At 70.0% G+C, this 20,955-nt stretch carries 22 protein-coding genes and 1 riboswitch; of the genes, 21 read left to right on the forward strand and 1 reads right to left on the reverse strand.

The annotated features are described in order from the left end of the window. Positions 1 to 125 precede the first annotated feature (125 nt). From rplS to DEJ49_RS26710, 12 genes are all read left to right on the forward strand, one after another. Positions 126 to 476 (forward strand): 50S ribosomal protein L19, encoded by a 351-nt coding sequence (gene rplS / locus DEJ49_RS26655; RefSeq protein ID WP_150172712.1) that lies wholly within the window; start codon positions 126 to 128, stop codon positions 474 to 476. 45 nt (positions 477 to 521) lie between these two features. Beyond that, entirely contained in the window at positions 522 to 1,244 is a 723-nt protein-coding gene (gene lepB, locus DEJ49_RS26660) for a signal peptidase I (protein WP_150186453.1), read from the forward strand. Further along, positions 1,237 to 2,319, forward strand: coding sequence for a signal peptidase I (gene lepB, locus DEJ49_RS26665; protein ID WP_150186454.1), 1,083 nt, complete (start codon positions 1,237 to 1,239; stop codon positions 2,317 to 2,319). The genes lepB (DEJ49_RS26660) and lepB (DEJ49_RS26665) overlap by 8 nt, the downstream gene beginning before the upstream one ends. Continuing rightward, a complete protein-coding gene (gene lepB, locus DEJ49_RS26670) occupies positions 2,204 to 3,178 on the forward strand; it encodes a signal peptidase I (protein WP_150186455.1) in 975 nt (324 codons plus the stop codon). The genes lepB (DEJ49_RS26665) and lepB (DEJ49_RS26670) overlap by 116 nt, the downstream gene beginning before the upstream one ends. Before the next feature lie 80 nt (positions 3,179 to 3,258). Next, positions 3,259 to 4,017, forward strand: coding sequence for a signal peptidase I (gene lepB, locus DEJ49_RS26675; protein ID WP_150186456.1), 759 nt, complete (start codon positions 3,259 to 3,261; stop codon positions 4,015 to 4,017). After that, positions 4,007 to 4,495 (forward strand): NUDIX hydrolase, encoded by a 489-nt coding sequence (locus DEJ49_RS26680; protein WP_223833008.1) that lies wholly within the window; start codon positions 4,007 to 4,009, stop codon positions 4,493 to 4,495. Before lepB (DEJ49_RS26675) ends, DEJ49_RS26680 begins: the two co-directional genes overlap by 11 nt. 55 nt (positions 4,496 to 4,550) lie before the next feature. Further along, the gene (locus DEJ49_RS26685; protein WP_005311352.1) at positions 4,551 to 4,859 is read left to right on the forward strand and encodes a DUF2469 domain-containing protein; all 309 of its coding nucleotides are present in this window, start codon (positions 4,551 to 4,553) and stop codon (positions 4,857 to 4,859) included. A gap of 108 nt (positions 4,860 to 4,967) precedes the next feature. Beyond that, positions 4,968 to 5,375, forward strand: coding sequence for a YraN family protein (locus DEJ49_RS26690; protein WP_150186458.1), 408 nt, complete (start codon positions 4,968 to 4,970; stop codon positions 5,373 to 5,375). Next, entirely contained in the window at positions 5,375 to 6,994 is a 1,620-nt protein-coding gene (locus DEJ49_RS26695) for a YifB family Mg chelatase-like AAA ATPase (protein WP_150186459.1), read from the forward strand. The genes DEJ49_RS26690 and DEJ49_RS26695 overlap by 1 nt, the downstream gene beginning before the upstream one ends. Before the next feature lie 89 nt (positions 6,995 to 7,083). Beyond that, on the forward strand, positions 7,084 to 8,217 hold the full coding sequence (gene dprA / locus DEJ49_RS26700; RefSeq protein ID WP_223833229.1) for a DNA-processing protein DprA: 1,134 nt from the start codon (positions 7,084 to 7,086) through the stop codon (positions 8,215 to 8,217). Positions 8,218 to 8,587: 370 nt separating this feature from the next. Further along, positions 8,588 to 9,430 carry an RNA polymerase sigma factor WhiG gene (whiG, locus tag DEJ49_RS26705; protein WP_150186460.1) on the forward strand — a complete coding sequence of 281 codons (843 nt, stop codon included), beginning with the start codon at positions 8,588 to 8,590 and terminating at the stop codon, positions 9,428 to 9,430. Between the two features lie 106 nt (positions 9,431 to 9,536). Continuing rightward, positions 9,537 to 10,094 (forward strand): TetR/AcrR family transcriptional regulator, encoded by a 558-nt coding sequence (locus DEJ49_RS26710; protein ID WP_150188492.1) that lies wholly within the window; start codon positions 9,537 to 9,539, stop codon positions 10,092 to 10,094. Here DEJ49_RS26710 and DEJ49_RS26715 read toward each other — a convergent pair. Continuing rightward, positions 10,048 to 10,683 (reverse strand): M23 family metallopeptidase, encoded by a 636-nt coding sequence (locus DEJ49_RS26715; protein WP_150186461.1) that lies wholly within the window; start codon positions 10,681 to 10,683, stop codon positions 10,048 to 10,050. The genes DEJ49_RS26710 and DEJ49_RS26715 overlap by 47 nt on opposite strands. Positions 10,684 to 10,997: 314 nt before the next feature. Here DEJ49_RS26715 and rpsB point away from each other — a divergent pair, with 314 nt between their 5' ends. The 9 genes from rpsB (at position 10,998) to DEJ49_RS26760 (ending at position 20,930) form a co-directional block, all read left to right on the forward strand. Beyond that, entirely contained in the window at positions 10,998 to 11,909 is a 912-nt protein-coding gene (gene rpsB, locus DEJ49_RS26720; protein ID WP_150186462.1) for a 30S ribosomal protein S2, read from the forward strand. Positions 11,910 to 12,010: 101 nt separating this feature from the next. Next, the gene (gene tsf / locus DEJ49_RS26725; protein WP_150186463.1) at positions 12,011 to 12,847 is read left to right on the forward strand and encodes a translation elongation factor Ts; all 837 of its coding nucleotides are present in this window, start codon (positions 12,011 to 12,013) and stop codon (positions 12,845 to 12,847) included. A 186-nt stretch (positions 12,848 to 13,033) separates the two neighbouring features. Continuing rightward, a complete protein-coding gene (gene pyrH, locus DEJ49_RS26730; protein ID WP_150186464.1) occupies positions 13,034 to 13,795 on the forward strand; it encodes a UMP kinase in 762 nt (253 codons plus the stop codon). A gap of 156 nt (positions 13,796 to 13,951) precedes the next feature. After that, the gene (frr, locus tag DEJ49_RS26735) at positions 13,952 to 14,509 is read left to right on the forward strand and encodes a ribosome recycling factor (protein ID WP_150186465.1); all 558 of its coding nucleotides are present in this window, start codon (positions 13,952 to 13,954) and stop codon (positions 14,507 to 14,509) included. A 37-nt stretch (positions 14,510 to 14,546) separates the two neighbouring features. Beyond that, positions 14,547 to 15,656 (forward strand): phosphatidate cytidylyltransferase, encoded by a 1,110-nt coding sequence (locus DEJ49_RS26740; protein WP_150186466.1) that lies wholly within the window; start codon positions 14,547 to 14,549, stop codon positions 15,654 to 15,656. A 109-nt stretch (positions 15,657 to 15,765) separates the two neighbouring features. Continuing rightward, positions 15,766 to 16,872 carry a 23S rRNA (adenine(2503)-C(2))-methyltransferase RlmN gene (rlmN, locus tag DEJ49_RS26745; RefSeq protein WP_055567284.1) on the forward strand — a complete coding sequence of 369 codons (1,107 nt, stop codon included), beginning with the start codon at positions 15,766 to 15,768 and terminating at the stop codon, positions 16,870 to 16,872. Positions 16,873 to 16,930: 58 nt separating this feature from the next. Next, a riboswitch (TPP riboswitch) is annotated at positions 16,931 to 17,048 on the forward strand. 77 nt (positions 17,049 to 17,125) lie between these two features. Then, the gene (locus DEJ49_RS26750) at positions 17,126 to 18,226 is read left to right on the forward strand and encodes a thiamine ABC transporter substrate binding subunit (protein WP_150186467.1); all 1,101 of its coding nucleotides are present in this window, start codon (positions 17,126 to 17,128) and stop codon (positions 18,224 to 18,226) included. Continuing rightward, positions 18,202 to 19,902 (forward strand): ABC transporter permease, encoded by a 1,701-nt coding sequence (locus tag DEJ49_RS26755; RefSeq protein WP_150186468.1) that lies wholly within the window; start codon positions 18,202 to 18,204, stop codon positions 19,900 to 19,902. Before DEJ49_RS26750 ends, DEJ49_RS26755 begins: the two co-directional genes overlap by 25 nt. After that, positions 19,902 to 20,930 (forward strand): ABC transporter ATP-binding protein, encoded by a 1,029-nt coding sequence (locus DEJ49_RS26760; protein WP_150186469.1) that lies wholly within the window; start codon positions 19,902 to 19,904, stop codon positions 20,928 to 20,930. The genes DEJ49_RS26755 and DEJ49_RS26760 overlap by 1 nt, the downstream gene beginning before the upstream one ends. The last annotated feature ends 25 nt before the right edge of the window (positions 20,931 to 20,955 follow it).

Below are 20,955 nucleotides of genomic sequence, written 5' to 3' on the forward strand. Positions count from 1 at the left end.
GCTGTACGTCCAGCGTGCGCCCCTGCCACAGGGGGAACGACGCCCGCCCGACGCGATCAGCTACCGAAACCTCATCACCACGTTCCGCTGATGACCTGTGGCATCAGTGAAGAAAGCAGACGATCATGGCTAACCTGCTCGACTCCGTCGACAGCGCGTCGCTGCGCAGCGACATCCCGGCCTTCCGCCCGGGTGACACCGTCAACGTCCACGTCCGCGTCATCGAGGGCAACCGCTCCCGTGTGCAGCAGTTCAAGGGCGTAGTCATCCGCCGCCAGGGTGCCGGCGTGCGCGAGACCTTCACGGTCCGCAAGGTCTCCTTCTCCGTCGGCGTCGAGCGCACCTTCCCGGTGCACACCCCGATCGTCGAGAAGATCGAGCTCATCACCCGCGGTGACGTGCGTCGCGCGAAGCTGTACTACCTCCGTGACCTGCGCGGCAAGGCCGCGAAGATCAAGGAGAAGCGCGAGAGCTGAGCTCCCGCGCGGGTCCACAGCGGGGCCGGATAGCATCTGGCCCCGATGGACACCGAAGCACAGCACACGGAGCGCGACCGCTCCTCCCCACCCTCCGATACCGGAGACGTCCCCGACGTCGCCGAAGCATCCGAGGAGACGGAGGAACGGTCGCGCTCCGTTTTTGCGTCCCTCGTCGACCGCGTGCCCGGCGGCGGGTTCACGCTGTCGTTCCTGCTGTGTGTAGGGGCCCTGCTCCTGGTCAGCGCCTTCGTGGTGCAGCCCTTCCAAATCCCGAGCGGCTCCATGGAGCCCGCGTTCCGCTCCGGGGACCGGGTACTCGTCAACAAGTTGGCGTACCGTTTCGGTTCCGAGCCCCGACGGGGTGACGCGGTCGTCTTCGACGGAAGCGGCTACTTCGGAGAAGCCGACTACATCAAGCGAGTCGTGGGCACCGGGGGAGACCGGGTGGTCTGCTGCGACAAGCGGGGGAGGGTCCAGGTGAACGGCGAGCCGATCGACGAGCCGTACCTGTACCCGGGGGACGCCGCTTCCAAGGTGCCCTTCGACGTCGTCGTCCCCGAGGGCAGCCTCTTCCTCCTCGGCGATCACCGCGGTGACTCCCGTGACTCCCGTGACCACCTCGGAGAGCCCGGCGGCGGCATGATCCCCGTCGACGCGGTCATCGGCAGAGCCGACTGGATCGCCTGGCCCATCGGCCGCTGGACGTCCCTGGAGCGCCCCGACAGCTACGCGCGCGTGCCCACACCCGGCGGCGCCCATGGGTAGCCGCGGACGGGCCCGCGCCGGCCACGGCGTCGACACCCGGCTGCCCACGGGGTCCCGGCCGACCGACGGCCCCTCCCTGCCCGGCCGGGCCGAGCGGCGCAAGCTGGCCCGGAAGGTCAAGCGGCGCAGGCGGCGTTCGGCGATCAAGGAGATACCCCTCCTCATAGGGGTGGCCCTGCTCATAGCCCTCGTCCTGAAGACCTTCCTGGTGCAGGCCTTCGTGATCCCTTCGGGCTCCATGGAGCAGACGATCCGGATCGGCGACCGTGTCCTCGTCGACAAGCTCACCCCCTGGTTCGGCTCGAAGCCGGAGCGCGGTGACGTCGTCGTCTTCAAGGACCCCGGCAGCTGGCTGGAAGAGGAACAGGGCAAGAAGAAGGACGACCCCGTGGTCGTCAAGCAGGTCAAGGAAGGCCTGACCCAGATCGGCCTGCTGCCCTCCGACAGCGAACGCGACCTCATCAAGAGGGTCATCGGCGTCGGCGGCGACACCGTGAAGTGCTGCGACAAGAACGACAAGGTCACCGTCAACGGCGTGCCCCTGGACGAGCCCTACATCAACCCCGGGGACAAGCCCTCCGCCTTCGAGTTCGAGGTGAAGGTCCCCGAAGGCCGCCTCTTCATGATGGGCGACCACAGGAGCGACTCGGCCGACTCCCGCTTCCACCGCACCGAGAAGTTCAGCGGCACGATCGCCGAGGACCAGGTCGTCGGGCGCGCCATCGTCATCGCATGGCCCTTCGGGCACTGGCGCAAGCTGGAGGCGCCGGACACATACGCGTCAGTTCCCGACGCGCGTGCGGGATCGGACATCGCCACAGGAGCGTCGCATAGGCTGACCCCTGACGATCGATACGGATTGATCCGGCTCCCGACCCCTGCGGAACTCCCGCTCGTTATGGGAGTGGTGGGCCTGCATCGCATCTGGGGCAGGCGGCGGCACGGACTGAGGAGTGGATGTGGGGGATTTGGCGGTCGGCGCACGATCCGGACACGAGGGGCCCGAAGATCGGCCGGGACGATCCGACGAGCCGGGCGTCGACCCCGTCGCGGACGGTGCGACCCCCGGGAGTGACGCCGTGGGCGACGACGGCGACGGTGGCGCGACGCGCGAGCGGGATCCCGAGCAGCCGAAGAAGAAGCCCCGATCCTTCTGGAAGGAGCTGCCGCTCCTCATCGGTATCGCTCTGGTCCTGGCGCTGCTCATCAAGACGTTCCTGGTCCAGGCGTTCTCGATCCCGTCGGACTCGATGCAGAACACGCTGCAGCAGGGCGACCGCGTTCTCGTCGACAAGCTGACTCCGTGGTTCGGCTCCGAGCCCGAGCGCGGCGAGGTCGTCGTGTTCAGGGACCCCGGCCACTGGCTGGACGGCGAGCCCACGCCGGACCCGAACGCGATCCAGCGGGTCCTCGGCTGGGTCGGCCTGATGCCGTCCGCCGACGAGAAGGACCTCATCAAGCGCGTCATCGGCGTCGAGGGCGACACGGTGGAGTGCAAGGGCACGGGGCCGGTGAAGGTCAACGGCAAGGCGCTGAACGAGCCGTACGTCTTCGCGGGCAACACCCCGTGCAGCGTCGACGACCAGGGCGGCCAGTTCAAGATCAAGGTTCCCAAGGGCAAAATCTGGGTCATGGGTGACCACCGGCAGAACTCGCTGGACTCCCGCTACCACCAGAAGCAGCCGGGCGGCGGCGCCGTCCCCGTGGACAACGTCGTGGGCCGCGCGATCGTGATCGCCTGGCCGCCCACCCGCTGGGCGACGCTGCCCAAGCCGGACACCTTCGACCAGCCGGGCATCAACGCGCTCTCCAGCGCGGCGCCGGGCGTCCTCGGACTCGCGGGTGCCGTGCCGCTCGTGCTGTGGCGCAGGCGCCGTCTCACGGTGGCTGCCGCGCGCGGCGCGAGGGTTTCTGGCGGCAGTACCGCCGGGTAGGGTGCCGTCCCAGATCGCCGATCTTCCGCCGCCCGTACGCACGGGCGGCGAGGTCGTCTCCGAGATGGGGGAGCACTGGGATGAGCAGGACACAACGTACGAACGAGGGCCGCGGACGGCTCGGCAGCGTGCTGTCGGGCATCGCCGTGGCCCTCGGCTGTGTGCTCTTCCTCGGAGGGTTCGTCTGGGGCGCGATCCAGTACCAGCCGTACACGGTCCCGACCGGCTCGATGGCCCCGACGATCGGCTCGGGCGACCGGGTGCTGGCGCAGCGGATCGACGGCGACGAGGTGCGCCGCGGCGACATCGTCGTCTTCGAGCAGTCCACGTGGGGCGACCTGCCCATGGTCAAGCGCGTCGTCGGCATAGGCGGGGACAGGATTTCCTGCTGCCAGGACGGCAAGCTGACCGTCAACGGCAAGGACATCGCAGAACCGTATCTCCTCGATCAGGGCGAGGCGGCCGTGGCCACCCGCATCCCCGCCACGACGGTCCCCAAGGGGCGCCTGTTCCTGCTCGGTGACGAGCGCAGCGGATCCCTGGACTCCACCGCGCACCTGACCGACGGGGAGAACGGCACGGTGTCGCGGAAGGCCGTGAAGGCGCGGGTCGACGCGGTGGCGTGGCCGATGGAGAGGTTCGGCATGCTGGAGCGGCCCGACGGGTTCTCGGCCCTGCCGGGCGGCACCTCCGAGCCGGGCCCGCTGCGCCTGATGGTGATCGCCGTCGTGGCGGGCATGGTGCTCGTCCTGGGCGGCGCGGCCTACGGTCCTGTGGCCAGGCGCGCGGGCCGCCGCCGCGCGGGCAGCGGTGCCCAGGAGACCGCCGGTGTCGGCTGACCTGCGCAGGGTCGCCCGGGTGATCCTGCTCGACCCGAGCGACCGCATCCTGCTCATGCACGGCTTCGAGCCGGGGAACGCGTCGGACGACTGGTGGTTCACACCGGGCGGCGGGGTGGAGGGCGACGAGACGCGGGAGCAGGCGGCCCTGCGCGAGTTGCGGGAGGAGACCGGCATCACGGAGGTCGAGCTCGGCCCGGTCCTGTGGCGGCGCGTCTGTTCGTTCCCCTTCGCGGGGCGGCGCTGGGACCAGGACGAGTGGTACTTCCTGGCCCGTACGTCGCAGACCGCGATCGCCGCGGAGGGCCTCACGGAGCTGGAAAGACGCAGCGTCGACGGAGCACGTTGGTGGACGTGCCGAGAACTGACCGAGGCTCATGAGACGGTGTACCCGACCAGGCTCGCCGAGCTGCTTCGCAGACTGCTCGACGAGGGGCCCCCGGAAAGGCCCGAGATCCTCGACACGGAAATCGTGTAGGGGTTCGCGGGGCTGACGCACAATAGGGGGACGCACGGCTGAAGGGGAACATGCCATGAGCGCCGAGGACCTCGAGAAGTACGAGACCGAGATGGAGCTGAAGCTCTACCGGGAGTACCGCGATGTCGTCGGGCTGTTCAAATACGTGATCGAGACCGAACGTCGTTTCTACCTCACAAATGACTACGAGATGCAGGTGCACTCGGTCCAGGGTGAGGTGTTCTTCGAGGTCTCCATGGCGGACGCCTGGGTGTGGGACATGTACCGGCCCGCCCGGTTCGTCAAGCAGGTGCGGGTGCTCACGTTCAAGGACGTGAACATCGAGGAGCTCAACAAGAGCGATCTGGAGCTGCCGGGCAGCTGAGCGCAGCTGCCTTCGCCCGCCGATTCCGGCTGATTCACTCGGCGGGGTGGCGTGGTTTTCCACAACCGGCGAGTAATGCACCAAGATCCAATAGGTGCGGGCTGAACCGTGACCGTGGGTGTCGGAGGTGGTGCCGACATGAACGCACGGGGAGCACTCGGCAGGTACGGCGAGGATCTGGCCGCACGACGGCTGATCGACGCGGGGATGACGGTCCTGGAGCGCAACTGGCGCGCGGGCAGGACCGGTGAGATCGACATCGTGGCCATGGACGGCGAGGCTCTCGTCGTCTGCGAGGTCAAGACGCGCAGAGGGGGCCCGGGCGGCTCCCCTCCCTTCGAACATCCGATGGCGGGCGTCGGCCGGACCAAGGCGGAGCGCCTGCGCAGGCTCGCCGAGCGCTGGGTCGAGGAACGCGGCGGCCCACCGCCGGGCGGTGTCCGCATCGACCTGGTCGGCGTCCTGATCCCGCGACGCGGTGTCCCCGTGGTCGAGCATGCGCGGGGGGTGGCCTGATGGGATTCGCGCGTACGTGTTCGGTGGCGCTGGTCGGCGTCGAGGGCGTGGTCGTCGAGGTGCAGGCCGACCTGGAGCCCGGAGTCGCGGCCTTCACGCTGGTGGGGCTGCCGGACAAGAGCCTCACCGAGAGCCGCGACCGGGTCAGGGCGGCCGTCGTCAACTCCGGCGGCGAGTGGCCGCAGAAGAAGCTCACGGTCGGGCTGAGCCCGGCGTCGGTGCCGAAGGGCGGCAGCGGTTTCGATCTGGCCGTCGCCTGCGCCGTCCTCGGGGCGGCCGAGCGGATCGACCCCCGGGTCCTCGCCGACATCGTGATGATCGGGGAACTCGGACTCGACGGCCGGGTGCGCCCGGTTCTCGGGGTGCTGCCCGCGGTCCTCGCGGCGGCCGACGCGGGGTACGAACAGGTGGTCGTCCCCGAGTGCACCGCCGCCGAGGCCTCCCTGGTCCCGGGCATCTCCGTCCTCGGGGTGCGCAGCCTGCGACAACTCATCGCCGTCCTCACCGACGAGCCTGTGCCGGAGGAGGAGCCGGACGAGCCCGGACGGCCCGATCCGCTGCTCGCCGGGCTGTGTGTGCCGGGCACTGGGGTCGGTTCCGGGCTCAGCGGCAGCCTGGACGACGCCCACGCGCTCGACCTGGCCGATGTCGTGGGGCAGGTGGCGGCCAGGACGGCCGTCGAAGTCGCCGCGGCCGGCGCGCACCACCTCTTCCTGCAAGGTCCACCCGGTGCGGGGAAGACCATGCTGGCGGAGCGGCTCCCGGCGGTCCTGCCCCGGCTGACGCGGGAGGAGTCCCTGGAAGTGACGGCGGTCCACTCCGTGGCGGGCATGCTGCCTCCGGGCAGGCCGTTGGTGGACATCGCGCCGTACTGCGCCCCGCACCACTCGGCGACCATGCAGTCGCTGGTGGGCGGCGGCAAGGGGATCGCACGGCCGGGCGCGGTCTCGCTGGCTCATCGCGGGGTGCTTTTTCTGGACGAGGCGCCCGAGTTCAGCGGCAAGACGCTGGACTCGCTGCGGCAGCCCCTGGAGTCGGGGCACGTGGTCATCGCGCGCAGCGCCGGCGTGGTGCGACTGCCCGCCAAGTTTCTGATGGTGCTTGCGGCGAACCCCTGCCCGTGCGGGCGGCACACGTTGCTGGGCGACGGCTGTGAATGCCCCGCTTCCCTCATCCGGCGCTATCAGGCCCGCCTCTCGGGACCGCTGCTCGACCGGGTCGACCTGAAGGTGGAGGTGGAGGCCGTCACCCGCTCCGAGCTGGCCGGGTACGGCACGCCGGGGGAGTCCACCCGGACCGTCGCCGACCGGGTGCGGGCTGCGCGCGAGCGAGCGGCCGCCCGCCTGGCCGGCACCGGATGGCGGACCAACAGCGAGGTCGCGGGGCACGCCCTGCGCACGCGCTGGCCCGCGGCGCCCGGCGCGCTGGAGGCGGCCGAACTGGACCTGGAGCGGGGTTTCCTGACCGCCCGGGGACTGGACCGCGTGCTGCGGGTCGCCTGGACCGTCGCCGACCTCGCGGGGCACGACCGGCCCCTCGCGCAGGACGTCGCCCTCGCGCTGCAACTGCGTACAGGGATCGCGCGGGGCGTGCCCATGGTCATCGGGGCGTCATCGTGAGCGCCGATGTGCCGCCGGGGCTGCCGTCGGATTCCTCGTGGAAGCCGTCGTCGGATCCGCCGTCGAGTCCGCCGCCGGACGGCGAGCGGCTGGCCCGCGTCGCGTTGACGCGGGTCCTCGAGCCGGGGGACGCGGTCGGCGGGCGGTGGCTGCGCGAGGTCGGGGCGGCGGAGGTGCTGCGGTGCCTCACGGGACCGGAGGGAGAGGCACGGCTGCCCGGGGTGACGGCGCGGCGGTGGGACGGGCTGAGGGTGCGGGCCGCCGCGGTGCGTCCGGAGCGGGATCTCGCGGCGGTGCGGGATGTCGGGGGGAGGTTCGTGTGTCCGGGGGACGCGGAGTGGCCGGTCACCCTGGACGACCTGGGGGACGCGCGGCCGCTCGGGCTCTGGGTGCGGGGACGGCCGTCCCTGCGGATATGGGGGCTGCGGTCGGTGGCCGTCGTCGGCTCACGGGCCTGTTCGGGGTACGGCGCGCACATGGCGGCCGAGCTCGCCGCGGGGCTCGCGGAGCGCGGCTGGGTCGTGATCTCCGGAGGGGCGTACGGCGTGGACGGTGCCGCACACCGAGGGGCGCTCGGCGCCGGAGGTGCAACCGTGGCCGTCCTGGCCTGCGGGGTCGACCGGCCCTATCCGCGCGGGCACGCCGGGCTGATCGGACGCATCGCGGAACAGGGGCTCGTGGTGGGTGAGTTGCCGCCGGGGGACCATCCGACGCCGAGCCGGTTCATCCTGCGGAACAGGGTGATCGCGGCGCTGACCAGGGGAACGGTGGTGGTCGAGGCCGCGTACCGCAGCGGGGCGCTCGCCACGGCGCGCGGTGCCCAGGAGCTGGGACGCTTCGTCATGGGGGTGCCGGGACCCGCGACCAGCGGCCTTTCGGCCGGGGTGCACGAACTGCTGCGGGGTGACGGAGTCCTCGTCACGGACGCCTCCGAAGTCGTCGAGCTGGTCGGTGACATGGGGGAGCTCGCCCCGGCCAGGCGGGGGCCCGTCGTGCCGCGTGACCTGCTCGCTTCCGGAGTGCGGCGCGTCCTCGCCGCCCTGCCGGCGCGGGGGCTCGCCGCGGTGCGGGACATCGCGATCGGGGCAGGGACCACCGAGGACGATGCGGTCGGGCGGCTGTACGAACTTCAGTCGTTGGGGTTCGTCGAACGACACGGCGACGGCTGGCAGTTGACACGCCAGGCGATTCTGTCCGTGTTCGCCAATGGGGAGGAATCGTGACCGAGCGTGTTCCGCCGGACGGATGACCCCCGACGACCTTGGGAAATCGTGCAGTTGGCGCGTCGGAGTCATTACACAGGGCGACGACGCTGACTCCTGAAGGGGGCAAGCGGAACGTATCTGCGCACGCGCGATCCCATACTCTTCGCTCACTGCGACACTTCAGTCACGCTACGCTCACACAGATTCCGACGCGGACAGGCAACAGACGGACGACCTCATTCACTCCACGCACGCTCTCCACCACTCCGGCGCGAGCGACACCGGTGCTTCCACCGGCTCGCGCGACCTCACCGACCCACGCGACCTCCCCAGTTCAGGCGACCCCACCGACCTCCCCGGTTCACGGCAGAACGGCTCAAGGCGACGAATGCCCCAGCACACCTCAGGGTCCGATCGGGCAGCGGTTCCCCCCGCCGCCCGTAGCGGCGAGCAGGAGCGGCCCCCCGCGCCCTCGTCGCTGGACGAGCTGTGGCGCTCGTACAAGGAGACGGGGGACGGGCGGCTGCGGGAGCAGCTGATCCTGCACTACTCGCCGCTGGTGAAGTACGTCGCGGGCCGGGTCAGCGTGGGGCTGCCGCCCAATGTCGAGCAGGCCGACTTCGTGTCGTCCGGCGTGTTCGGGCTCATCGACGCGATCGAGAAGTTCGACATCGAGCGGTCCATCAAGTTCGAGACGTACGCGATCACCCGCATCCGCGGGGCCATGATCGACGAACTGCGTGCGCTCGACTGGATCCCGCGGTCGGTGCGGCAGAAGGCGCGCAACGTCGAGCGTGCGTACGCCACGCTCGAGGCGCAGTTGAGGCGCACTCCCTCGGAGGGCGAGGTCGCCGCCGAGATGGGGATCGCGCTGGAGGAACTGCACGCGGTTTTCAGCCAGTTGTCGCTGGCGAACGTCGTGGCCCTCGAAGAGCTGCTCCACGCGGGCAGCGACGGCGGCGACCGGCTCAGCCTGATGGACACACTCGAGGACCACGCGGCCGACAACCCCGTCGAGGTCGCCGAGGACCGCGAGCTCCGCAGGCTGCTAGCGCGGGCCATCAACACGCTGCCGGAGCGTGAGAAGACCGTCGTCACGCTCTACTACTACGAAGGGCTCACGCTCGCCGAGATCGGCAACGTCCTCGGGGTGACCGAGAGCCGGGTGAGTCAGATCCACACCAAATCCGTGCTGCAGCTGCGTGCGAAGCTGGCGAGTTTTGGGCGCTGAGTGTCGCTGAATCGTCCCTGCCCGAGGACGTCGCGCGAGGGAGCGGCTCCCGCGCGCGGCATCCCGTCCGTAAAGTGGAGCTGTGCCAAGGATTCGAGCGGCCTCCGTGGCCGAGCACCGGTCGATGCAGCGCGGCGCCCTGCTGGACGCCGCGCGTTCCCTGCTGTCCGAAGGCGGTACGGAGGCGCTGACCTTCCCCGCACTCGCCGAGCGCACCGGCCTCGCCCGGTCGTCCGTGTACGAGTACTTCCGCTCGCGGGCAGCCGTGGTCGAGGAGCTGTGCGAGGTCGACTTCCCCGTCTGGGCGGCGGAGGTCTCGGCGGCGATGGAGTGCGAGGAATCGGCCGAGGGCAAGGTCGAGGCGTACGTACGACGACAGCTGGCGCTGGTCGGTGACCGGCGGCACCGCGCCGTGGTCGCCATCTCGGCGAGCGAGCTGGACGCCGGTGCGCGCGAGAAGATCCGCGCCGCGCACGGTGGCCTCATCGCGATGATCGTCGAGGCGCTCGAAGAGCTGGGGCACGAGCAGCCCCGCATGGCGGCGATGCTGCTCCAGGGCATCGTGGACGCCGCGGTGCGGCGCATCGAGCTCGGGGTGGCGGAGCAGCCGGAGGCCATCACGGAGGCGGCCGTGGCGATGGCTCTGCGAGGCGTCCGGGGCTGAGCCCAGGCCCCACCGGCCCTGGCGGTTCCCGTAGTGAGAGCAGCGTCGGGGGCGGGCCCTGCAGGGGCAGCAGGCGGGACGGGCCGTGGTGCAGCAGCCACGGTGGCAGGAGCGTCAGCGGGTTCAGGTAGGTCCGCGCTCTGAGCAGGCCCCAGTGGAGGCAGCTCGTCGGGCAGTGGCCCGTCGGGCGCTCCAGGACGCCCACGGAAGCGCCCGCCGCGACCGTGTCGCCCTTTTTCACCGTCGCCCGCACCGGTTCGTACGTCGTGCGCAGCGGCGGGTCCCCCGTGCCGTCCAGCTCCACCGCGACCACGCCCCGGCCCGCCACCCGGCCCGCGAACGAGACGCGGCCCGGCGCGACGGCGCGCACCGCGGCGCCCGGAGCGGCGGTCAGGTCCACGCCCCGGTGACCCGCGCCGTACACGGTCGCCGGGGGACTCCAGCCGCGTACGACCGTCGGCCGGGAGCCGACCGGCCAGGTCGAGGCCGGAGCCGGGACCGGCGCAGCGATCGGAGCCGGGGCCGGGGCCGGGGCAAGGAAGGTCACGAGCAGGGCCGCCAGCGTGGGCAGCAGCAGTTCCAGGCGCATGCGAGAACCGTCCCGCGACGGGCCCGTCCGCAGGGATCATGGACCATTTCTGTGGACGGCCCGCTGCTTGTGGATAACCGCGTCACCCGGTCAAGGGAAGCGGCGTCACCTGCCACCCCGCGGGTCCCGTACACTTCTTTTGGCGATCCGGGTCACCGGGTCGACTTCGCACGCCCCGACACCAGGCCATGAACAAGCCGGTGTCAGCGCCCCTCGGTCCCTAGTGGCAACTAGTGGCAAGGCGCACAGCGGGCGTCAGGCGCGAGTGCCGTCCGGCACACGCGGCACAACCGAGAATCTCAAGGAGAACGGCCATGGCCGTCGTCACGATGCGGGAGCTGCTGGAGAGCGGCGTCCACTTCGGTCACCAGACCCGTCGTTGGAACCCGAAGATGAAGCGCTTCATCTTCACGGAGCGCAACGGCATCTACATCATCGACCTGCTCCAGTCGCTGTCGTACATCGACCGCGCCTACGAGTTCGTCAAGGAGACCGTCGCCCACGGCGGCACGGTCATGTTCGTCGGCACGAAGAAGCAGGCGCAGGAGGCCATCGCGGAGCAGGCCACCCGCGTCGGCATGCCCTACGTCAACCAGCGCTGGCTGGGCGGCATGCTCACCAACTTCTCGACCGTCTACAAGCGTCTGCAGCGCCTCAAGGAGCTCGAGCAGATCGACTTCGAGGACGTCGCCGCTTCCGGTCTGACCAAGAAGGAGCTTCTCGTGCTCTCGCGCGAGAAGGCCAAGCTGGAGAAGACCCTCGGTGGTATCCGCGAGATGCAGAAGGTGCCCAGCGCCGTCTGGATCGTGGACACCAAGAAGGAGCACATCGCGGTCGGCGAGGCCCGGAAGCTCAACATCCCGGTCGTCGCCATCCTCGACACCAACTGTGACCCCGACGAGGTCGACTACAAGATCCCGGGCAACGACGACGCGATCCGCTCCGTCACCCTGCTCACCCGCGTGATCGCCGACGCCGTCGCCGAGGGCCTCATTGCCCGCTCCGGCGTTGCCGCCGGTGACTCGAAGCCGGGCGAGAAGGCCCAGGGCGAGCCGCTCGCCGAGTGGGAGCGCGACCTGCTCGAGGGCGAGAAGAAGGCCGAGGAGCCGAAGGCCCCCGAGGCCGAGGCCGAGGCCGAGGTTCAGAAGTCCGCCGAGACGGAGAAGGCTGCCGACGCCGAGCAGGCCGACGCCCCCGCCGCGGCCGCGGACGCCGAGCAGGCCTGACCTCACAGGTTCGGTTGTTGATGGCGGGGGCCCGATCGGCCCCCGCCGTTCACCCGTAGACCTCCGTAGATCTTTCAGACTTCGAGAGAGAATTTTCGATCATGGCGAACTACACCGCCGCTGACGTCAAGAAGCTCCGTGAGCTCACGGGCGCCGGCATGATGGACTGCAAGAAGGCGCTCGACGAGGCCGAGGGCAACGTCGACAAGGCCGTCGAGGCGCTCCGCATCAAGGGCCAGAAGGGCGTCGCCAAGCGCGAGGGCCGTTCCGCCGAGAACGGCGCCGTGGTCTCCCTCATCGCCGACGACAACACCTCCGGTGTCATCGTCGAGCTGAAGTGCGAGACGGACTTCGTCGCCAAGGGCGAGAAGTTCCAGGCCGTCGCGAACAACCTCGCCGCCCACATCGCCAAGACGTCCCCGGCCGACCTCGACGCGCTGCTCGCGTCCGAGATCGAGGCCGGCAAGACCGTCCAGGCGTACGTCGACGAGGCCAACGCCAACCTCGGCGAGAAGATCGTCCTGGACCGCTTCGCGCAGTTCTCGGGCGCCTACGTCTCCGCGTACATGCACCGCACGATGCCCGACCTGCCCCCGCAGATCGGTGTCCTCGTCGAGCTGGACAAGGCCGACGCCGACGTCGCCAAGGGCATCGCCCAGCACATCGCCGCCTTCGCGCCGAAGTACCTCTCCCGCGAGGACGTCCCGGCCGAGGTCGTCGAGTCGGAGCGCCGCGTCGCCGAGGAGACCACCCGCGCCGAGGGCAAGCCCGAGGCCGCCCTGCCGAAGATCGTCGAGGGTCGCGTCAACGGCTTCTTCAAGGAGGCCACCCTCCTCGGCCAGCCCTACGCGCTGGACAACAAGAAGTCGGTCGAGAAGGTTCTCGCCGAGGCCGGTGTCACCCTGAAGCGCTTCTCGCGCATCAAGGTCGGCATCTGAGTCCGTACCGCGATCGACGGTAGACCCGTATAGGGTCGACAGCGGTCGCCCGCGTACGGTCCTCGTACGCGACGTACGACCGCAGGATCTGACGAGGAGGCCACTGCCGAGCATGGGTTGCGAACGACACCCCACCGGCAGTGGCCTTCTTCGTATGTTGTGCCGAGTAAGAGAAGCGAGAAGCACATGACCACCCAGGCCGACTCGAAGAGTGATGACGGCAAAGTTGCCGGGCGCTTCCTGCTGAAGCTCTCCGGCGAAGCGTTCGCCGGTGGGGGCGGCCTCGGGGTCGACCCCGACGTGGTGCACGCCATCGCGCGGGAGATCGCCGCCGTCGTCCGTGACGGCGCCCAGATCGCCGCCGTCATCGGCGGAGGCAACTTCTTCCGCGGCGCCGAGCTCCAGCAGCGCGGCATGGACCGGGCGCGCTCCGACTACATGGGCATGCTCGGCACCGTCATGAACTGCCTCGCGCTGCAGGACTTCCTGGAGAAGGAAGGCATCGACTGCCGCGTCCAGACCGCCATCACGATGGGGCAGGTCGCGGAGCCGTACATCCCGCTGCGCGCCGTGCGCCACCTGGAGAAGGGCCGTGTGGTCATCTTCGGTGCCGGCATGGGCATGCCGTACTTCTCCACCGACACCACCGCCGCGCAGCGCGCCCTCGAGATCGATGCCGAGGCGCTGCTCATGGGCAAGAACGGCGTGGACGGTGTCTACGACTCCGACCCGAAGACCAACCCCGACGCGGTGAAGTTCGACTCCCTCGGCTACGGCGAGGTCATCACCCGCGACCTCAAGGTCGCCGACATGACCGCGATCACGCTGTGCCGGGACAACAAGCTGCCCATCCTGGTCTTCGAGCTGCTCTCCGAGGGCAATATCGCGCGGGCCGTCAAGGGTGAGAAGATCGGCACACTCGTGGGCGACCAGGGAAGCCGGGCCTGACCCCGAGAGACCTGGGCCAGCCTCAAGGAACGTCCTGTGGACGGGCCTTGAGGGGATGGACAAAGCCCTGCCGGTCGGACACCGTGCAGGAAAGAGACGCGACGCAGCCGGCCGCCCCGTGCTAGCCGGGCCACTCAAGACACGCAGGAGCAAGTGGTGATCGAAGAGACCCTCCTCGAGGCCGAGGAGAAGATGGAGAAGGCCGTCGTGGTCGCCAAGGAGGACTTCGCCGCGATCCGCACCGGCCGTGCGCACCCGGCGATGTTCAACAAGATCGTGGCTGACTACTACGGCGCGCTGACGCCGATCAACCAGCTGGCCTCGTTCTCGGTGCCCGAGCCGCGGATGGCCGTGGTGACCCCGTTCGACAAGAGCGCGCTGCGCAACATCGAGCAGGCCATCCGGGACTCCGACCTCGGCGTCAACCCGAGCAACGACGGCAACATCATCCGGGTGACCTTCCCCGAGCTCACCCAGGACCGCCGCAAGGAGTTCATCAAGGTCGCCAAGACCAAGGCCGAGGACTCCAAGATCTCGATCCGGTCGATCCGCCGCAAGGCCAAGGAGGCCTTCGACAAGGCGATCAAGGACGGCGACGTCGGCGAGGACGAGGGGCGCCGCGCCGAGAAGGAGCTCGACGACACCACCGCGAAGTACGTCGCCCAGGTGGACGAGCTGCTCAAGCACAAGGAAGCCGAGCTGCTCGAAGTCTGAGCCGAGGCTCGAGTCCGAGGAATCAGGAAATCGATCCGTGAACGACTCTTCCTGGGGGGCGCCGCCCAGAGCCGGGTATTGGGGGCCGTCCGCCCAGGGCCCCGGCCAGGGGGCGACCCCGCCGGGTCCCGCGTACGATGCGCAGGACGCGCTGTTTCCGTCCGAGACGCAGCCCATGCCCATCGTGCCCGACGTACCCGTGACCGGCGGAGACCAGGACGACGACCGGGGGGCCACTCGGATGGGCGGCCCCCTGTTCCGTGACGAGCCTCCGCAGGAGCCCATGCCCAGCGCACCACAGCCGCAGCCCGCCCCGGCCGCACCGCAGAAGAAGAGCGCGGGCCGCGATCTCGGGGCAGCCATAGGAGTCGGTGTGGGACTCGGCGCGGTGATCATCGCGTCGTTGTTCATCGTGAAGGCCGTCTTCATCGGCGTGATAGCGGTCGCCGTCGTGGTCGGCCTCTGGGAGCTCACCTCCCGCCTGGAGGAGCGCAAGGGCATCAAGGCGCCTCTCGTACCGCTCGCGGTGGGCGGCGCGGCGATGGTCGTCGCCGGGTACGTGCGCGGGACCGAGGGCGCGTGGGTCGCGATGGCGCTCACCGCGCTCGCCGTTCTCGTCTGGCGCATGACCGAGCCGCCCGAGGGCTATCTGAAGGACGTCACGGCGGGGGTCTTCGCGGCCTTCTACGTTCCGTTCCTCGCGACCTTCGTGGCGCTGATGCTCACGGCGGACGACGGTCCGCAGCGGGTCCTCACGTTCCTGCTCCTGACCGTGGTCAGCGACACGGGCGCGTACGCGATCGGCTGGCGCTTCGGCAAGCACAAGCTGGCGCCGCGCATCAGCCCCGGCAAGACCCGCGAGGGCCTGGTCGGCGCGGTCACCTTCGCGATGGCCGCGGGCGCGCTGTGCCTGCACTTCCTCATCGACGACGGTGTGTGGTGGCAGGGCCTGGTGATCGGCTTCGCCGTCGCGGCGAGCGCCACGCTCGGCGACCTCGGCGAGTCCATGATCAAGCGGGACCTCGGCATCAAGGACATGGGCACGCTGCTGCCGGGCCACGGCGGCATCATGGACCGCCTGGACTCCCTGCTGCCGACGGCACCGGTGGTGTGGCTGCTGCTCGTGGCGTTCGTGGGGTCCGGCTGACCGGGTGACGCGGGTCTGACCTGCTCTGACCTGCGTAGATGTGCGTGAGGGGTTCGTTGTCCACAGGGCGGCGGGCCCCTCGTCGTATGTCTGCGACACTGGAAGGACCATGCCTGTACCCGGAGAACTCACCTTTGTCGCGCCCCGCGGTGCCAAGAAGCCCCCGCGGCACCTCGCCGACCTCACGCCCGCCGAGCGCAAGGAAGCCGTCGCCGCCATCGGCGAGAAGCCGTTCCGTGCCAAGCAGCTGTCGCAGCACTACTTCGCGCGGTATGCGCACGACCCGGCCGAGTGGACCGACATCCCGGCCGGGGCGCGCGAGAAGCTGCGGGAGGCGTTGCTGCCCGATCTGATGTCCGTGGTGCGGCACATCAGCTGTGACGACGACACGACCCGCAAGACGCTGTGGCGGCTCTTCGACGGGACGCTCGTCGAGTCCGTGCTGATGCGGTATCCGGACCGGGTCACCATGTGCATCAGCTCCCAGGCGGGCTGCGGCATGAACTGTCCGTTCTGTGCCACGGGGCAGGCCGGTCTCGACCGGAACCTGTCCACCGGTGAGATCGTGCATCAGATCGTTGACGGCATGCGGGCGCTCCGGGACGGCGAGATTCCGGGTGGGCCCGCTCGGCTCTCCAACATCGTCTTCATGGGGATGGGGGAGCCGCTCGCCAACTACAACCGTGTGACGGGGGCCATTCGCCGCCTCACCGACCCCGAGCCCGACGGTCTGGGGCTGTCGCAGCGTGGGATCACCGTGTCGACGGTGGGGCTCGTGCCCGCCATCCACCGGTTCTCCGACGAGGGCTTCAAGTGCCGGCTCGCGATCTCCCTGCACGCGCCGGACGACGAGCTGCGCGACACCCTCGTGCCGGTCAATACGCGGTGGAAGGTGCGGGAGGTGCTGGACGCCGGGTGGGAGTACGCCGCGAAGTCCGGGCGCCGGCTCTCCATCGAGTACGCACTGATCCGCGACATCAACGACCAGGCGTGGCGAGGTGACCGGCTCGGGCGGCTGCTCAAGGGCAAGCCCGTGCACGTCAACCTCATTCCGCTGAACCCGACGCCGGGCTCGAAGTGGACGGCCTCGCGGCCCGAGGACGAGAAGGCCTTCGTCGAGGCCATCGCCGCCCATGGTGTGCCCGTCACGATCCGGGACACCCGGGGCCAGGAGATCGACGGGGCGTGCGGCCAGCTGGCGGCGGCCGAGCGGTAGGCCGAGAGGTAGTCTGGCGGGGCGTGCGGCTCCGTACCGTACGAGTACACACATCTGCATATTCCGACAGGGGAGCGCCACAGCGCTGAGAGTGCGGTCACTTTGGACAGGTGGGCCGCAGACCCTCTGAACCTCGCCCAGGTCATTCTGGGTAGGAAGTTCGGGCATCACTCAAGCTGTAGCGCCCTGCCCGCGTGCCGCCGGTGCGCGGGCGGGGCCGCGTCTTCTCCTGGTCACCCAGGAGGAAAAGTCAGTGAGCACCACCAGGTCAGGGAGCACCAAGAAGGTCACGTTCACCGCCGTGGCGGTGGGCATCGGGCTCGTCGCTGTCTCCGCGTGCGGCAGCTCCGATGGAGGGTCCGGAGCATCCGACTCCAAGAGCGTCACGCTTGTCAGCCACGACTCCTTCAATGTCTCCAAGGACGTGTTGAAGGACTTCGAGAAGCGGTCCGGGTACAAGGTCAAGGTCCTCAAGGACGGTGACGCGGGCGCCGCCGTGAACAAGGCGATCCTGTCCAAGGACAACCCGCAGGGCGACGTCTTCTTCGGCGTCGACAACACGCTGCTCTCCCGGGCGCTCGACAACGGGCTCTTTCAGGCTTATCAGGTCAAGGGCTCGGAGAAGATCAAGGCCGAGTTCCGGGTCGATGAGGGGAAGCACCGGGTCACGCCCGTCGACAGCGGTGACATCTGCGTCAACTACGACAAGAAGTACTTCGCCGACAAGAAGCTGGCGCCGCCGAAGTCCTTCGCCGACCTGACCAAGCCCGCCTACAAGGACCTGCTCGTCACCGAGAACGCCTCGACCTCGTCGCCCGGCCTCGGCTTCCTGCTCGGCACCGCCGCCGAGTACGGCGACGACGGCTGGGAGAGCTACTGGAAGAAGCTCAAGGCCAACGGTGTGAAGGTCGTCGACGGCTGGGAGCAGGCGTACAACGAGGAGTTCTCCGGGTCCGCGGGCGGCAAGAAGGCCAAGGGGGACCGGCCGCTCGTCGTCTCGTATGCCTCCTCGCCGCCCGTCGAGGTGCTGTACGGCAAGCCGCAGCCCAAGCAGGCGCCGACCGGCGTCGCGACCGGTACCTGCTTCCGCCAGGTCGAGTACGCGGGTCTGCTCAGCAACGCCGGCAACGCGAAGGGCGGCAAGGCGCTTCTCGACTTCCTCGCGGGTCAGGAGTTCCAGGAGGACATGCCGCTCAACATGTTCGTGAACCCGGTGCGCGAGGGCACCAAGCTGCCGAAGCTGTTCACCGAGCACGGCGTGACCGTCGACGCGCCGCAGACCATGGACCCGAAGAAGATCGCCGACAACCGCGAGCCGTGGATCAAGTCGTGGACCTCGCTCGTACTGAAGTAGCAGAGGGGGCCAAGTCCCGTCCACGCGCGGGGTCACGGCGCGGCAGCGCGGCGCGGCTCGGTCTGATGGCCTTGCCCGTCGCGTTCTTCGCGCTCTTCTTCGCCTATCCCGTCACGGCGATCGTCGGGCGCGGGCTGCGCATCGACGGCGTGTGGCAGTTCGGGCGGATCACGGATGTGCTGGGGCAGTCCGACATCCGGCACGTGCTGTGGTTCACCACCTGGCAGGCGCTCGCGTCGACGGCGCTCACGCTCCTTGTCGCGCTCCCCGGCGCGTACGTCTTCGCGCGCTTCGAGTTTCCGGGGAAGCGGGTGCTGCGGGCCGTCGTCACCGTGCCGTTCGTGCTCCCGACCGTCGTCGTCGGCACGGCGTTCCTGGCGCTGATCGGGCGGGGCGGGCTCTTCGACGAGCTGTGGGGCGTACGCCTGGACACCACGGTGTGGGCGATCCTGCTCGCACACGTCTTCTTCAACTACGCGGTCGTCGTACGGACCGTCGGCGGCCTCTGGTCACAGCTCGACCCGCGCCAGGAGGAGGCCGCGCGGATGCTCGGCGCCTCCCGGTGGGCGGCGTGGCGGACGGTGACGCTGCCCGCGCTCGCACCCGCCGTCGCGGCCGCCGCGCTCATGGTCTTTCTCTTCACCTTCACCTCCTTCGGTGTGGTGCAGATCCTCGGCGGGCCCGCGTACTCGACGCTCGAAGTGGAGATCTACCGGCAGACCGCGCAACTCCTCGACCTGCCGACGGCCGCCGTCCTGACCCTCGTGCAGTTCGCCGCGGTCGGCCTGATCCTGGCGATCCACGCGTGGACGGTGCGGCGGCGCGAGAGCGCGCTGAAGCTCGTCGACGCCGCCGCCGTCGCGCGCAGGCCGCGCGGCGCCGGGCAGTGGACGTTGCTCGGGTTCGTCATGGCGACCGTCGTGTTGTTGATCCTGTTGCCGCTCGGTGTGCTCGTTCAGCGGTCCTTCGACGGTCCTGACGGCTTCGGGTTCGCGTACTACAAGGAGCTGACCTCCGCGGACGGTGGCGCCTTCCTCGTACCGCCGATCGAGGCCATCGGGAATTCGCTGCAGTACGCGGTGGTGGCCACGGCCATCGCCGTGCTGATCGGCGGGCTCGCGGCCGCCGCCCTCACCCGGCGCGCGGGCCGTCTCGTGCGCGGCTTCGACGCGCTGCTCATGCTGCCGCTCGGCGTCTCCGCGGTGACCGTGGGCTTCGGGTTCCTGATCACGCTCGACAAGCCGCCGCTGGATCTGCGGTCCTCCTGGATCCTCGTGCCGCTGGCCCAGGCCCTGGTCGGTGTGCCGTTCGTCGTACGCACCATGCTGCCCGTCCTGCGCGCGGTGGACGGCAGGCTCCGCGAGGCGGCGGCCGTGCTCGGGGCGTCGCCGCTGCGGGCCTGGCGCGAGGTCGACCTGCCCATGGTGTGGCGGGCGCTGCTGATCGCCGCCGGGTTCGCCTTCGCCGTGTCGCTCGGCGAGTTCGGGGCGACGGTCTTCATCGCACGGCCCGACAACCCGACGCTGCCGGTCGCCGTGGCCCGGCTGCTCGGACGCGCGGGCGACCTCAACTACGGCCAGGCGATGGCCCTCTCGACGATTCTCATGGCGGTGTGCGCGGTGTCCCTGCTGCTCCTGGAACGCGTACGGACCGAGCGCACCACGGGGGAGTTCTGATGACGGACGCGCTGCTGAGCCTGCGGGACGCGACGGTACGTTTCGGAGGGCGGGCCGTGCTCGACGCCGTGGACCTCGATGTCGCCGAGCACGAGATCGTCTGTGTGCTCGGGCCGAGCGGCAGCGGCAAGTCGACGCTGCTGCGGGCGGTCGCCGGGCTTCAGGGGCTCGACTCGGGGCAGGTCGTCCTCGGGGGGCGCGACCAGCGCGGGGTGCCCGCGCACAAGCGGGGCGTCGGCCTCATGTTCCAGGACCACCAGCTCTTCCCGCAGCGGGACGTGGCGGGCAACGTCGCCTTCGGGCTGCGCATGCACGGTGCGTCGCGCGGCGAACAGGCCGACCGGGCCGCCGAGTTGCTGGAACTCGTCGGCCTCCCGAAGGCGCAGCGGCGCGCGGTGGCCGCGCTGTCCGGCGGTGAGCAGCAGCGCGTGGCGCTGGCGCGGGCGCTCGCGCCCCGGCCCCGGCTGTTGATGCTCGACGAGCCCCTCGGTCAGCTCGACCGCTCGCTGCGGGAGCGGCTCGTCGTCGAACTCCGGCAACTCTTCGACGAGTTGGGCACGACCGTCCTCGCGGTCACGCACGACCAGGGCGAGGCCTTCGCGCTCGCCGACCGCGTCGTCGTCATGCGGGACGGGCGGATCGCGCAGTCCGGCACCCCGCTGGAGGTGTGGCAGCACCCGGCCGACGAGTTCGTGGCGCGTTTCCTCGGCTTCGACAACGTGGTGCGGGCGACCGTGGCGGGCGGGGCCGCCGACACGGTGTGGGGCAAGCTCCCGGTCCCCGAGGGCACTTCGGCCGGACCGTGCACGATCCTGGTGCGGCCGGCGGGGGTGCGGCTCGTCTCCGCCGAGGAGGGACTGCCGTGCCTCGTCACGGCGCGGACCTTCCGCGGCACGCACGTCGCCGTCCACCTGCAGCCGGTGGAGGGGCCGCGCCTGGAGGCGGCTTGTGCGCTGCGCAGGGCGCCGGAGGTCGGGGAGACGGTGGGCGTCGGGTTCGACGCGGAGGATGTGGTGGTGCTCGGCTGAGTGCCGCGCGGAAACTCAGATGTCG

This window comes from Streptomyces venezuelae, assembly GCF_008642335.1.
GTDB lineage: Bacteria > Actinomycetota > Actinomycetes > Streptomycetales > Streptomycetaceae > Streptomyces > Streptomyces venezuelae_F.

What these genes read in the sequence shown, in the direction of transcription:
- rplS (WP_150172712.1), top strand. Translation starts at nt 126, where the DNA reads ATGGCTAACCTGCTCGACTCCGTCGACAGCGCGTCGCTGCGCAGCGAC.
- lepB (WP_150186453.1), top strand. Translation starts at nt 522, where the DNA reads ATGGACACCGAAGCACAGCACACGGAGCGCGACCGCTCCTCCCCACCC.
- lepB (WP_150186454.1), top strand. Translation starts at nt 1,237, where the DNA reads ATGGGTAGCCGCGGACGGGCCCGCGCCGGCCACGGCGTCGACACCCGG.
- lepB (WP_150186456.1), top strand. Translation starts at nt 3,259, where the DNA reads ATGAGCAGGACACAACGTACGAACGAGGGCCGCGGACGGCTCGGCAGC.
- DEJ49_RS26685 (WP_005311352.1), top strand. Translation starts at nt 4,551, where the DNA reads ATGAGCGCCGAGGACCTCGAGAAGTACGAGACCGAGATGGAGCTGAAG.
- DEJ49_RS26695 (WP_150186459.1), top strand. Translation starts at nt 5,375, where the DNA reads ATGGGATTCGCGCGTACGTGTTCGGTGGCGCTGGTCGGCGTCGAGGGC.
- whiG (WP_150186460.1), top strand. Translation starts at nt 8,588, where the DNA reads ATGCCCCAGCACACCTCAGGGTCCGATCGGGCAGCGGTTCCCCCCGCC.
- DEJ49_RS26715 (WP_150186461.1), bottom strand. Translation starts at nt 10,683, where the DNA reads ATGCGCCTGGAACTGCTGCTGCCCACGCTGGCGGCCCTGCTCGTGACC.
- rpsB (WP_150186462.1), top strand. Translation starts at nt 10,998, where the DNA reads ATGGCCGTCGTCACGATGCGGGAGCTGCTGGAGAGCGGCGTCCACTTC.
- tsf (WP_150186463.1), top strand. Translation starts at nt 12,011, where the DNA reads ATGGCGAACTACACCGCCGCTGACGTCAAGAAGCTCCGTGAGCTCACG.
- pyrH (WP_150186464.1), top strand. Translation starts at nt 13,034, where the DNA reads ATGACCACCCAGGCCGACTCGAAGAGTGATGACGGCAAAGTTGCCGGG.
- rlmN (WP_055567284.1), top strand. Translation starts at nt 15,766, where the DNA reads ATGCCTGTACCCGGAGAACTCACCTTTGTCGCGCCCCGCGGTGCCAAG.
- DEJ49_RS26760 (WP_150186469.1), top strand. Translation starts at nt 19,902, where the DNA reads ATGACGGACGCGCTGCTGAGCCTGCGGGACGCGACGGTACGTTTCGGA.